A 13780-nucleotide genomic window follows, 5' to 3' on the forward strand; every position below is an offset into this window, starting at 1 on the left:
CACAACAGCTATAGGAATAACACCTACTCCTTCGTATAAACCCACGGGGATTCAGGAGTTCGCCTTCTCGCCTCAAACCCGACTGGTAAGTCTGATACCTCTACAATATTCGGATCAATATTTATAATCGTTCGCAAGCTTACCAATTGCATTTTATCCATTGAGTAGTCATCGTTGCCACTGTGGAACTGCCATTGGCTTCCATCCTCCTCATCATATTGATGGCTTACATACAAAATTGGAAACTCCTCAATCGTGACATATTTCGTTGTAACCACAACGTTATTTTCCTCTATTTCAAATTTTTTCATTTAATCATCCTCCGGTAGCGGCCATTTATCTGATTTATCACGATTCCCCTTTCTACTTCTTAATAAAAGATTATATTGCTCTCGTGTTCCACCTGCATTAACTGGCTTCCTATGATCAATTTGAGCCTCATTACTTGGAGGAATAACGCCAGATTGCGATTTTTTTGAATCAACCAAAATCTCACCAGTTACGTCGTCACGCAGAAGCCCATCATTATTTTCACGATTGGCTTTTTTCATTTCACGAACCTGTCGTGGCGTTGGTTTTGTGCTGGCCTCAATATTCTTTGGATTAGGAATATGACTATAATCGGTAGGCCCCTTCCACTCTGAAACATCAACTCCATCGCCTATATTTTTTAGCGCTGAATCAGTCCCATAAAAATCATTAAGAACCTTTTTCCCAAACAAATTAAAAGATTTTCCAGCATTTTTGATCATGCCAGAAAAGCCACCAAAACTGACCGCCACTATAGACGTTGAACCAACTTTCCCCTTGACAACTGCTTCACCAGTATATCCTGCTCCTTCAAAACCTCGGGTAAAATAACCACCGACAGCATCTGTCGCTTGACCCATGAGGTTTTCCACTGCAGGCAACTTCTTAACCCCGTAAATGATAGGGCCAGAGGCAAAATCAAGGGTTTCTACAGTATATTTGGCAATCATGTTACTTTCGACATAGTTACCGAAAGCAATCAAAACACCACCTACTCCCTGCGTTCCCTTGTCGATTATATCTGTCCCCAAGAATGGACCCGGCGTAGAACCAGTCTCCGTGTACTGATGCTCAACATCACCGTTGGGCGCATCCATACTACCCATCAGCCTGACCTCGACATTCGGCGTACGTCGAGTGTTAACCGCAGAAAGCCCCGCATTTGCAAAATTGGCCGTGACTTCGGCAATTTGCTGTGGTGACGCGCCACGCAAACTCAAGTAGTTTCCTATGCGACGATTTACCTCGTTTTGGGGAAGATTTTGAGACTCAGGGTCAAACCGCAGATTAGTTAGAAGCCTCAGTGTTTCCCAGTCCTCCTTCGACGTGAACTCATTGAACCCGGCATCGGTTGCAAGTTTCTGTACACGTGCTTGTTGCTCATAGGAGAGTGCCTTCAAGGACTCAGGAATATTTGCATGGTAAAGCAGGCCTGATGCGCTACTCCCTCCAGAGCTTGCCGCCGCACCAATCAGCCCTCCCCCTAAGGCGCCAGCCAATGCGTTGGCCAATACACGTGAGGAACCTCCTTCACTCCAGTTATGCTCAGTTTCGGCCGCTTGCTTGTACATCTCCTCACGTTGCGCTCCATCTGGCACATCCCCTGCCGCCTTCTTCAGCTTGTCGGCCTCGTCCAGCTTTCCGTTCGCAAATTTGCCGATTTCAGCAGTGGCAGCCTTACTGAACGCTTCTGTAATTGCCACTTGCGCCTGCACTTCTTGCTCCAGCTTTTTGCCATCCCAGCCTTTCTTTAGGGCTCCGCTACTATCTTTTTCGCTGCTCACATCACGATTCAGACCTGCCAACATTTCTGCCGTTGTCTTGCCCGTCAATGCTTGTTGTTTCTGCGCGTCACTGATCAAGATCGCGCCGCCACTAATCGCGGATGTCGTGGTACTTCCCTGGCTTCCAGACGCGCCACCAAAACCGGCAGAACCACTCGACCCTGATTTGCTGTTCGCTGCGGCGATTTTCTCCGGCGTACTCGCCGTATTCTGCGTCCCAACTTTGGCTTCCAACGATCCGCTCAAGCTGAACCCGCTCGCCGCATGCTGATCCTTGTTTTGCAACTCGCTCGTCGTCAAAGTGCCTGTGCTCAGCGCGTTCTTGCCGTCCGTGATCGCCTTGCCGCTGCTGGCGATCAGGCCCGCCTGCAGATCGGTATTGCCGGCCACCTGTATCTGGAAGCCGCCGTCGCCGGCCTTGATGCCGCTCTGTTCCGTGACGCTGGCAAAGTCACCTTTGGTCTTACTCTTCGAGACGCTGCCGCCGATGCTGCTGGCGCCATAGCAGAACGGAGGAATGCACAAGCTCATATTGAAACCCGCGCTGCTGTTCTTGCTGGCGTAGGTGCTGGTGTCTTGCAGGCTGACGATGTTCAAATCGCCGCCGATACCCGCCTTGACCGTGTTTGCCTCCAGGACAGCGCCGTGCAGATTGGTGTCGCCGCCACTGATCACGGTTGCGGTCTTGCCTGCCGTCACATAAGTGTTGGTGTAGTCAATATCCGTGCCATCGGCCTTGCCGCGCGCCTGGTTGGCGGCCAGGTCCAGACTGAAGCCGTTTTGTGTGCCGCCAAAGGTATAGCCGATGCCGATGCTGGAGCCGCTGCTGCTGTTCTTGCTGGTTTGCGTTGCCGTGTTTTTTGCCGCAAGCAGGTTGATCTTGTCGTCGGCGAACAAGGTAAGATTGCCGCCTGCAGCAATCTTGCTGCCGGCCACCGTCAAGTCACTGCCCGCCCCTGCCCCGGTCGCAACAATGCTGACGTTGCCAGCCGCATTGACGGCGCTGCCGACCACGGTGCTGCTGCTCTGGTGCATGTCGCTTTCGCTCTTGCTGCTGCCCAGGCTGACGCTAATCTTGATGCCAGCAGTGTTGGTCAATCCCTTCGAAGCCATGCCAGCCAGATCTGTGGCCTTCGATGCCAAAGTCACGGCCGCCAGGGCCTGCATGCGCGAGTCCTTCGTTTGTTCGGCGGCCTTCGCCAAGCTGCCGATGCTTTTCACGGCATCGACAATCGGCACGTTGACCGTACCGCCGAGGGCCACCTTGCTGAAGGTCGTGTGCTGCTCGCTGGCATTGCTGTTGTACGCCTCCTTGATCAGCACGTTCTTGCCCACGATGCTGATATCGCCAGGCAAGGCGCCATTCACACCCGTGCCGGTCGCCAGCACTTCGCTGGCCGTCTGCGTGTAAGTTTCTCCCGCGCGCAGCGCTACATTGCCGCCCAGGCTGGCAATCTGGCTGCCCACCTGCGCCACGCCTGTGCTCTTGCCATCGGACGTGGTTTTCACGCTACCGATGGCTGGCTGAATCAAGCTGCCGATCAGGCCAGACTTCTTGCTGTAGCTGCTGGACGTGGTGTCCTTGTCATTTTCCGCACTGCTAATACGCAGGTCGCGCAGCGCCGTCACGGCCACGTCGCCATCGGCCACCAGCGTACTGCCCTTGACGGCAATGTCACGCCCGCCCACCATGGTTACGCTGGCGCCGCTGATGCTGCTGGCGGCTTGCGTCGTGGTCCGGCCATCATCGGCCTGGCTGCTCAGCGATTTGCTCAGACCAAAGGTACTGTTCTTCTTGACTTGCTTGGAGTGCACTTCCTGACCATCCAAACCCACGGACTCGATTGCGATATCGTTCCTGGCCATCAAGTTAGCGGCCTCATGGGCGAGAATTGACGAAGCGGCCACCTTCAGGTCATGCCCGGCGACGATATCGACGCTCTTGCCCGTCAATGAAGTCCCCAGCGCCGTGCTGGTCTGCACCGCGTCGCGCGTGGTGATGGTCTTGCTATTCAGGAAGCCCTTGCTGGCGTGTTGGTGCCCTTCGTCCACTGTCGCTTGGTTCGCGCCGGCGCTCAGCACGATGTCATGGCCCGCCTTCACGGCCAGGCCCGCGCCGGCCTGCACCTCGGCCGCCCGCGCGATCAGGTCGTTGCCGGCCCTCAGCGCGATGCTGCCGCTGCCCTGGATCTGGCTGCCCACCTCGCTACTGCTGCTGTCCTTGCGGTAGTTTTTTGGATCCCAACTCAGATCGCTGCGGCTCGCAGTCGTCAGCGTCCCCAGCTTGATGTCGCGCCCGGCGCTGACCATGGTTTGGCCATCCTTGCCGGCATTGCCGATGACGCCAGCCAGCAGGCTCAAGTCGCGCCCTGCCGACACCACCAGCGTCCCACCGCCATTGTTACCGTCGCCGCTCACGTACAGTCCCGCCACCCGGTCGATATCCGTGCGGCTGAAACTGTTGCCGCCAGCAGCGTTACTGGCGCTTTGCGTGGTGCTGTTGATATGGATGTCGCGCCCGGCAGTGGCGACCAGCGCGCTGTTGGCCGAAATCGTGCCGCCGATATTGTTCAAGTCATTCCTGGCGGCGACAGCGACGGCGTCGCCATGCAGGCGCCCGCCCATGTTTGCCACATTCTCCGCCGTCAGCTTGACGACGCTGCGCCCGGCGATCGTGCCGCTGTTGGTCAAGTCGCCCGACAGATTGATATTGATGTCCTTGCCAGCCAGCAATGCTCCGCTACCGTCCAGGTCCCCGTCGCGCAGCCGCAGATAGATTTGCGGCACCAGTGCTTTTTGCACCGATCCATCGGCCAGCGTCACATCGCGCTCGACCAGCCAGACGATATCGCTGGTCAGCGCCGCCATCTGGCCCGGCGTCAGCGCTAAGCCCGGCCGCAGATCCCAGGCGTTGGCGTATGCGACGCCAGCGTCCATCAAGGCGCAGTATTGCTGCTCGTCGCTGCTGTAGTCGCCCACAAAGCGCCGCCCCGTCAATTGCGCCACTTGTTCGCGAATCAGCTTTTGCTCGTAAAAGCCGTCGCCCAGGCGTTTTTGGGTCACATTCGGATCAAGCGTGACCTGCTTCAGAAAATAATCGGAGCCCATCCATTCGCGGAAATTGGCAAAGCGCGGATCAGTTTCAACCAGATAACGCGACGAAGGCGACGGCAAAGTACGAAACAGGCTCGCATTGGGCAGCGCAATCGATGGAGCGCTGGTGCGCACCACTTGTGCCTGTCCTGCGGGATGGGCAAGCGCCACCTGCACGATACCAGCCAGGCGTGCCTGGCCGGGTGCACCGCCCACGCTGACTGCCTGGGCCGCACTTCCGGAAGCATGGCCTATGCTGATCTTGATACCGGGTGCCAGGCTGGCCTGGCTTTGCATATTCGTGCCCGCCACTGTCACCGCCGCTGCGCCTGTGACGGGATCAATGGTTGCTGCCTGGCCCGCACCGCCTAACCGTGTGGTCCCGTTCAGTCCGCTACCGCCGCTTACCGCTGCTGCCTGCCCGCCCGTCACATGATCAACGCCGGCCAAGCCCGCCAGCGTACTGACGATGGCTTTGCCTTGCACTTGCGCGCTGACTACGCCGGCCGTACTAGTGGACGCAGTCGTGCCGCCGGACGCGGCAGCGGACAAGCTGGTGCCGCTGCCCTGTGCAGCAACGAGCTGGTCTTCCCGCGCAATGTTCAGTGTAATATTTTCAATTTTCTCCGCAGGAGCATATGCCGTTGATTTTTCTCCCGTTCTATCCCGGCCTTTTTTGAAATCGCGCCAGTATGCAGTCGATGTTCCCGTTTCATTGGTGATTTTCTGGCCTTGCGTCTGTCCATTTATGACGCGGCTGCCGTGCATATCGAGCAAGCCGCCAGCGATAATGTGGCTATCTTCGTTGGCAACTAGATCGGCACCGATGGAAATATTTCCGCCAGCAATGATGCGCCCCGGATCCGAGCTGACGATCTCGCTCTGGCGCGAAGTACGGGTGGTCTGGTACAGCGTCCACTTTTCGTAGTTGCCATCCGGCGTGCTTAAATGCAGGGACTCATCATCATAGGTCGCCACGCCCGGCGTGCCCGCAGCATAGCGTTTCACTGCACCAGCGCCCTGGTACTCGGTCACGGTTTCCAGTTTCTCTGATGCGGACATTTCCACCTGAATATGCTTGTTCAGGTTATTGATTTGTTCAGCCCCCACATCCAGATTACCCAGTGCCTCGATGGTGGCGCTGGCATTGTTCAGTGCAGTTGCACGGCCTGTCGCCTGCCGGTTCCCATCCAGGCTACCTCCGATAGACAGCGTATTGGCACTGAATATGAGCGCATGTGCCAGGTTATTGATAGTTTTCGCGCCAATATGCAGACTGTCGCGCGCCGCAATGGTCGCCGCAACGCCATTTTCCACATCATTGTTCAGGGTCCCGGCCCGAATACTGAGCTGGTCGCCATAGATGCGTCCGCTGCCCATGTTATGCACGATGTCTGCGTTAATTTCGGTAGCAACACCGTCGACGACGCCTCGATTTACCAGCAAACCAGCGGTATTGAGGCGCGTGGTAGTCCCACTGATATCGCCGCCGGCGCTGTTTTCAATACTGTTAGTGCTTTGCAGGGACAATGTGCCGCCCGCGCGCAGTTTGCCCATATTAAGAACGGCGCCGCCGGCAGAGAGCGCCAGATCACGGTTGGCGATGAGCTCTGCACCCGCGCTGTGGCTATAGCTACCACTCACATCAAGGCGCATGTCTTGCTGCGACAAGACGCGCCCATCACCCGTCAGACTTGCGGCGCTGATATCCGTCAGCGCTCCGGCGATTACCGTGCCGCCTGTATTGATGATAGCCAGGCTACGCTGTGCCGACTGATCGGCCACGCTCAAGGTCTTTCCTGCGCTGGCCAGTCCCTGCGTATTGTCAAACGTTCCCGACGCTATCATGGACAAATTACCATCGACGCGCAGCGCCCCCGTCTGGTTATTCAAGGCACCCGCCGTCAGAATCGCGTCTGGCCCTTCGATGCCTTGGTTACTGGCCTGGGTCATGCTGTTGTCGAGTGTGCTCGCCGTCAGGCTGACCAAGGCACCCGAGCGTATCAGTCCCTTGCGGTTATCGATCGTGCCAGGCGTGGCGAACGAGAGCTTGCCCACCACCTGGATCTGTCCATTCTGATTATCCAGGCCAGCACCTGACAACGCCAAGCTGGACTGGCCCAGAATCTGCCCGCCCGCATTGTTGATCAAACCGGTAGTACCGCTGATCGCACCCGCGGCACCGAAATAACCTGCTGTGTTATTCCAGCTACCTATCGACACGACGGCGTCACCGCCGCTGACGATGCCGCCGGCATTGCCTGGGTTGCGCGCCGCATACGCGTCGGTTGTACCATTGCCCAGGACGTGGCCGCGCGTGTCGATCCGCAGGCTGGTACCTGACTGCAACAGGCCGCCGTCATTCGTCAACGGGCCGGAGGACACGCTCAGTGTCTGGCTGGCAGCGATGGTGCCCAGATGGTTGTCCAACGCCCATTGCCCCGTATCCATCCGAATATTCTTGCCGACGATCATCCCGGCAGCGCCTTGCCCGGCAGCGACCGTATTGCTTAGTTCTGTACTCTGGATTGCTATGTCGCCAGCGGCCTGGAAACTGCCGCTGTCATTCTTCATGACCCCGCCTGAAACAAGGTTCACATTGCCTTGCACCGCAGCGACCTTGCCGCGCGTATTGTCCAGTGCCCCTAGCGTGAGATCGACGTTGCCGGTCGCGGCCAGCAAGCCGCCCTCGTTGCGCAGCGCCTGTGCCACGTTGGCATTGAGGCTGCCGCCAGCGGTCAGTTTTGCGCCCTGGTTCAGCAGTTCACCTACCGCCGCCGTGAAATTGCCGCCAGCGGCAATTACGCCATTCATGCTGTTGTCCAGCGTGCTACCGCCGCGAATATCCAGGCTGCCGCTGCCGGCCTGCTGTAATGTACCACCCTGGTTATTCAAAGAGTCGGCAGCGATACTGGTACTGCCGTTGCTGGCGATGGTGCCGCCACGGTTATCCAGATTCTGACTGGCGCCGACGACAGTTTTCCCCAGACCAAGCTGGGTAATATTGCCTTGTCGATTGTCCAACGTTCCCGACGAGATCGCCACCTGCTGCGCGATGGTGCTGGCATTGCGATGATCGATAGCGGCCGCTTTAATGTCCAGGCCGCCATTCGACGTGATCTGTCCCCTCACACCATTCAGTTGACCGAGATGCACTGTCAGCGCACCGCTACCAGCATGCTCGATCTTGCCATTCGTATTGGCTAGCGTGCCAGCGTTCAGGTTCAGATTGACACTGTTGACGGCGATGCGTCCGTCAGAATTGTCAAGTACGCCATCAAGCGATGTGAGCTTGAGCGACGTGGCACCGCTGCCAGTCTGGATGATGCTGCCCTGTACATTGCCCAGATTCGCCACTTGTGCAGTCAACTGGCCTGCGCTGACCTGGCCACGGCCATTCTCCCAGCGCTGGCTATATTGATTGGCAGCCTTTACTTCGAGTGTGCCAGGGGTCGTCACCACGGCGCCGCTTGTGGAGATATCGCCTGCGCTGGCATTGAGCGCAATATTGGACGCACTGGTCTGACTGCCAGCCAAACCCACCTTGGCACCGCTAAAGGCCATATTGCCGGCGGCCAGGTTCTGCCCTGACGCGCCTAAAGCGTGCACGGTTGTCACATTCAGATCGCCCGCCCCCTGCAAACTTCCATCAGCCTTGACGCCTGCACCCAGCAAGCTCGACGCGTCCCCGGACAGGCTGCCTGCATCAATCGTAGTATGCCCTTGTGCCAGGATAGCGCCGGCATTACTGACAGCGCCCGATGCGCGCAAGCTCTGGTTGGCACCGGCATACAGGCTGCCGCTGTTGACGACATTGGCGGCGACCGTGTTCAGGTCGCCACTGGCAAACACCTTGCCGGCACTGTTGTTCAGGTCGCCGATCATCAGATCCGCATTGCCATCGAGCGCCTGGATCTGGCCGTGTGTATTATCCACATCGCCGCCGCGCAGGGTCAGCTTGCGTCCGGCAAGAATATTCCCATCCCTATTGTTTAACGCCGTACTGCCACTCACACTGATATTCTGTGCCGAGGCAATGCGGCCATGGTCGTTGAGCAGCGTAGCCGCTTCGACCTGCACATCGCCATTGGCTGCGATCTTGCCGCCGCTATTGTCCAGGCTGCGCGTGGCGACTATGCTGGCCAAGTCGCTGCCTAGCTGGACGATTTCACCCTGACGATTGTCCAAGGTACCGGCCGCCACCGTCACATGGCGCGCAATCGTGCTGGCATTGCTGTGATCGACGTCATCGGCTGTCACGCTTAGCGCACCATTGCCCGTGATCTGGCCCCGTTGGCCGGACAGCTTCGCCGCGCGGATCGTCAGCGTGCCCGTGCCCGCATGTTCGAGCTTGCCATCGATATTTATTAACTCACCCGCGCCCAGGCTCAAATTGCCACTGTTGACGGCGATGCGTCCACCTGTGTTGTCCAGCACGCCGCCAGGCGTACTCAATTCGATGGCGACATCGCCAGTACCCAACTGCATGATGTCACCGTTGACGTTGCGCACATTGGCCACTGCCAAGGCCAGTTGTCCCGCGCTCAGCTGACCACCTGCGTTCACCAGCGCCTGCGCGTTGTTGTCCTTGGCCGTGATCGCCAGCAAGCCGGCCGTATTCACTACCGCCTTGCTGGTGTCGATATCGCCCGCGCGCGCCGTCAGCGCGATATTTGCTGCGCTACTCTGGCTGCCCGTCAGGTCGAGCGAAGCGCCGTCCAGCGTGGCGTCGCCCGCTGCCAGATTCTGCCCTGTAGCACGCATGGCTTGCTTTGCTGTCACGTTCAAATTGCCCGCCTGACCCAGCGTGCCGTCGGCCCGCAAGCCGGCGCCCAGCAAGCCGCTGCTATCGACACTGCCCGCCTGTAAGCTGACATTGCGGCCCGCATACAGCAAGCCCGTATTCACCACGTCGCCCGCCACTGTGGCTACCAGGTCCGTGGCAGCGCTCAGCGTGCCTTGCCGGTTCAGCAAACTCGCCGCCGTCACCTCCAGCGCCCCCGTGCCAGCCTGCAGCAAGCCGCGCGTGTTATCCAGCGCAGCTGCACTCACTTGCAGCGCGCCGCCCGCCGCCAGCACGCCATCGCTATTGCCCAGGCCCCCTACGCTGCTCACTTGCGCCGCTTGCGCTGCCGTGATGCGGCCCTGGCTGTTGTCGAACGTGCCAGCCTGCACTACTACGCTGCCATTGCCGCTGATTTCGCCGCCAGCGTTGTTCAACTGCCCCGTCGCCGCCACCGTCATTGTCGCCTCGCCCGTCTGCAGCAAATGCCCACCACGGTTACTCAGGCTGTCCGCATGCAGCGTCACTTGATGTCCCACGGTGCTGGCCTGGTCATGACGCATGGCGCCCGCATCGATACTCACCTTGCCGTTGCCGATGGTGCGGCTACGCTCGCCATCGAGCGTGGCGGCAGTGATTACCAGCGTGCCGGTACCTGCGTGTTCAAGCTTGCCGTCCGTATTGATCAATTTGCCCGCGCCCAGTGCCACATTGGCGCTGTTGACGGCGATGCGGCCGCCCGTGTTGTCCAGCAGGCCTGCCGGCGTCTTCAAGACGATGCGCGTGTCGCCCGCGCCCGTCTGCACCAGCGTGCCGTCGCGGTTGTCCAGGTTACTCAGTTGTAAGTCCAGCTGTCCCGCGCTCAGTTTCCCTTGCTCATTGACCAGCGTCTGCCCGGCATGCGCACCCGCCGTGACAGTCAGGGTGCCCGGCGTCGTCACCAGTGCCTGGCGTGTCAGTACGTCACCCTGCGTGGCCGTCAGCGCGATCTGCGCCGCCCCCGTCTCGCTGCCCGTCAGGTCCACAGAGGCGCCGTTCAAATCCAGATGACCCGCCGCCAGGTTCTGTCCCGTGGCGCGCAAGGCTTGCGCCGTCGTCGCGCGCAAATCGCCCACCGTCAGCAAGCTGCCGTCCGCTTTCACGCCCGCACCCAACAGGCTGGATGCCGAACTGGCCAGGCTCGCCGCCTGAAGCGTCGTATGGCCCTGCGCCGCGATCACGCCCGTATTCACAACGGCGCCCGTCACCTGCAAGTTCTGGTTGGCACCCGCGTACAGGCTGCCACTGTTGTCGACCTTTCCGGCCGCAATCGCCAGGTCGCCTGCCGCAAACACGCTGCCACCGGTATTGTTCAAGTCGATAATGGCCAGGGTAGCTGCCCCTGCCACCGCCTGGAGCTGGCCGCGCGTATTATTCACGTCGCCTGCATGCAAAGCCAATGCATGGCCAGCGGCCAGTACGCCGCTCGTATTGTCCACGCGGCCAGCCACGTTCATGTTGACGTCCTGGGCCGCTGCAATGCGGCCTTGCTCACTCAGCACGCTTGCTGCAGAAAGGTCAAGACTACCGTTGGTCTCCAGCCTGCCGTCGCTATTGTCCATACCACGTGCAACATGTACTTTTGTTTCTTGCGTCCCCGTCTGAATCAGGCTGCCACCATGATTGTCCAGCGTACCTGCCTGCACCGTCAGGTGCCTGGCCAGCGTTGTCGCCTCGCGGTGATCCACCGCATCACCGGCTAGCATCACGTCGCCATTGCTAGTTATCTGTCCGCGCTTGACTGCCAGCGAGGCGGCATGGATGGCCAAGGCGCCCGTGCCCGCATGTTCAATCTTGCCGTCTGAATTGACCAGCACCGCCACTTCGACCGTCAGATTGCGGCTATTGGTGGCAATCCGGCCTGCGCTATTGTCGAGTTGACCAGGTAGCCGAAGCGCCAGGTCGCCTTCGCCCAATTGCAGAATCTGACCGCCCACGTTGGAGAGCTCATGTGCAGCGATATGGATTTGCTCACCCGTTGCCTGAGCGCCATCGGTACGCAACACGCGTGCAGCCTCCAGTGCCAGCGTACCGTGCGCTGTCAGGGTGGCGCGGCTGGCATCCAGATCGCCCTGGCTTGCCGTAGCAGCCATTGTTTGAGAAGAAAGCTTGGCCATAGCAAGATCGACAACTGCACCTGCAATGTGCATCGTGCTGCCCGCCGCGCCAATGCCATGGATGCCCACCCTGGTATTTGCTTCGACAGTCAAATCGCCTGTCGCACGCAGCAAATTGTCAGCATTCAAACCGGCCGCCAGCACTGCGCCGGCGCCTGAATCAATGCGTCCGCCACCATGCAGTGCAGTATTGCCGGCAGCAGCGATCAGGCCGCTGTTGCTGATATCGCCACCGCTCGACATACTGGTATCGCCTGCCGCATAGATCGTGCCGGCATTCTGCAGATTGCCCGCCGCGCGGGCCTGTACCTTGCCGCCTTCGCCACCCGACTGGATATACCCACTGTTGCTGATCCAGCCATCCGATTGCAGCACCACATTGCCCGCTGATGCTGCTACCGTCCCAGCGTTGCGCGTACCGATACCGGCCTCGGTGCCTATCAGTGTAATTTTTCCGGCATACATGCCGCCCAACTGGGCCACGTCCAGTGCAAACGCAGGCGTCGCGTCGTCCCCAGACGCGGTAGCCCCAACTGTTAGGTTTGCATCAACCCGATTCGCCCCCGTGACGACCCGCAGATCGTTAGCCCAGATGCCTGCATTCACCTGCACCGCGCGCGCCAGAATGGCTGTGTAGTCGCTTTGTGACGTATCGAGTCCCCTGCCGCTCACGCTGACCACGCCCCGTTGCACCACATAACCATCAAGATTGCCACCATTGACGATGGGCGAGCCGGTCGTTAAAGTCACACGACTGGCATTAATGAAACCACCACCATCGACAGCCACCCCGGCAGGATTGGCAATGATGACCTCAGCGCGTTGCCCCGCCACCTCGACATAGCCGCGTAATTGACTGGGATTGGTGGAGTTGACTTCGTTCAGGATCACGCGGGCATTGCCACCGGCAAGCCACGGATTGCCTTGCACCCAGCCGCCGGTCTGCGTTTGCGTATTGCCACGACTATTATTTAAGATGACGCCATTGCTCTGCACGTCGAATTGACTATAAGTATTGCGCGACACGCCAGCCGCGCTGGGCGTCTGGATATTGACTTGCGGTACGCCATTCGCCGTTTGCAGCACGGTCGGCCGCTGGTTTCCAGGGGCATTGCGGTCCGCCACCACCTGGCCATGCGCCGCGCCAGTCACGAATAGCAGCATTCCCAAGGCACTGAACACTGCAAGACAGGCAGGGCGTAGCGTAGCCAGTGTCAGCTCTGCGCCGCCGCCTCCTGCACCGTCGCTCATGATACTTTTGCTGCCGGGCGCTTTGCCTTGCGATGCGGCGTTCTCGCCCACCACCATCAGTTCGCCACGACGTCGATTGAAAATGATGCGGTACAGGTGCCTATTCATAGATGCGTCTCGCTAAAGTGTCTAAATTGCTGTCGCCATGGCGCTATAGGCCATCATCGGCCTGGCGCTCCACCAACTGGCGGCCTGTGCCTTGGAAACCGCACAGCCGCGCGATGTCTTCACTTGCATACCTGTCTCATCTCCCTTGTGATACAAAAATCTGAAACAGGACTCGGGGAGGCGCGTAGAGACTTCGCGTACGAACGATGCTGTGTGGCCAAACGGAGCGACCCAATCCATGATCCACATGCGGTCACCACTATTCCAGTCTTCCGGGCGCATGAGGGAGTGGTTGCCGTCTGCCAGATAGCGGCTTTCGGCATCGGCATCGAAATTTGCCCAAGCTATGTACGCCACCGGTTGCTGAACCCCATCAACCAATGTCGACGCCAACATGAACTGCTGCCTTTTGACGGGATTTAACAAGCTCTGATTCAATGAGGCCAGCCACAGGTAACGATGGTTCTTGGAATGCATACAAAGCCAGGCCAGCGCGCCGAACATTTCCGCTTCGCTGTGTCCAGGCAAGCCCAGAGCTGGGGCAATAATGTCTAAAGAAGATGTATTCATTGCGT

The 13780-nt window shown here is 58.9% G+C and carries 3 protein-coding genes; all 3 read right to left on the bottom strand.

What is annotated here, in order from left to right; translation table 11 throughout:
• Positions 1–23 precede the first annotated feature (23 nt).
• From ACPJXG_RS15875 to ACPJXG_RS15885, 3 genes are read right to left on the bottom strand one after another with little or no spacing between them, the layout of a single operon-like run.
• Positions 24–311, bottom strand: a complete 288-nt coding sequence (locus ACPJXG_RS15875; RefSeq protein ID WP_425251655.1) for an immunity protein Imm33 domain-containing protein — start codon at positions 309–311, stop codon at positions 24–26.
• Positions 312–13205, bottom strand: coding sequence for a hemagglutinin repeat-containing protein (locus ACPJXG_RS15880; protein ID WP_425251656.1), 12894 nt, complete (start codon positions 13203–13205; stop codon positions 312–314). It lies immediately after the preceding gene.
• 21 nt (positions 13206–13226) lie between these two features.
• On the bottom strand, positions 13227–13775 hold the full coding sequence (locus ACPJXG_RS15885; protein WP_425251657.1) for a toxin-activating lysine-acyltransferase: 549 nt from the start codon (positions 13773–13775) through the stop codon (positions 13227–13229).
• Between the last annotated feature and the right edge of the window lie 5 nt (positions 13776–13780).

The sequence above is a fragment of the Janthinobacterium sp. NFX145 genome, from assembly GCF_049810325.1.
GTDB lineage: Bacteria > Pseudomonadota > Gammaproteobacteria > Burkholderiales > Burkholderiaceae_D > Janthinobacterium > Janthinobacterium rivuli.

Bases quoted from the DNA above. Each gene is read 5' to 3' on its own strand.
- ACPJXG_RS15875 (WP_425251655.1), bottom strand. From the start codon at position 311: ATGAAAAAATTTGAAATAGAGGAAAATAACGTTGTGGTTACAACGAAA.
- ACPJXG_RS15880 (WP_425251656.1), bottom strand. From the start codon at position 13,205: ATGAATAGGCACCTGTACCGCATCATTTTCAATCGACGTCGTGGCGAA.
- ACPJXG_RS15885 (WP_425251657.1), bottom strand. From the start codon at position 13,775: ATGAATACATCTTCTTTAGACATTATTGCCCCAGCTCTGGGCTTGCCT.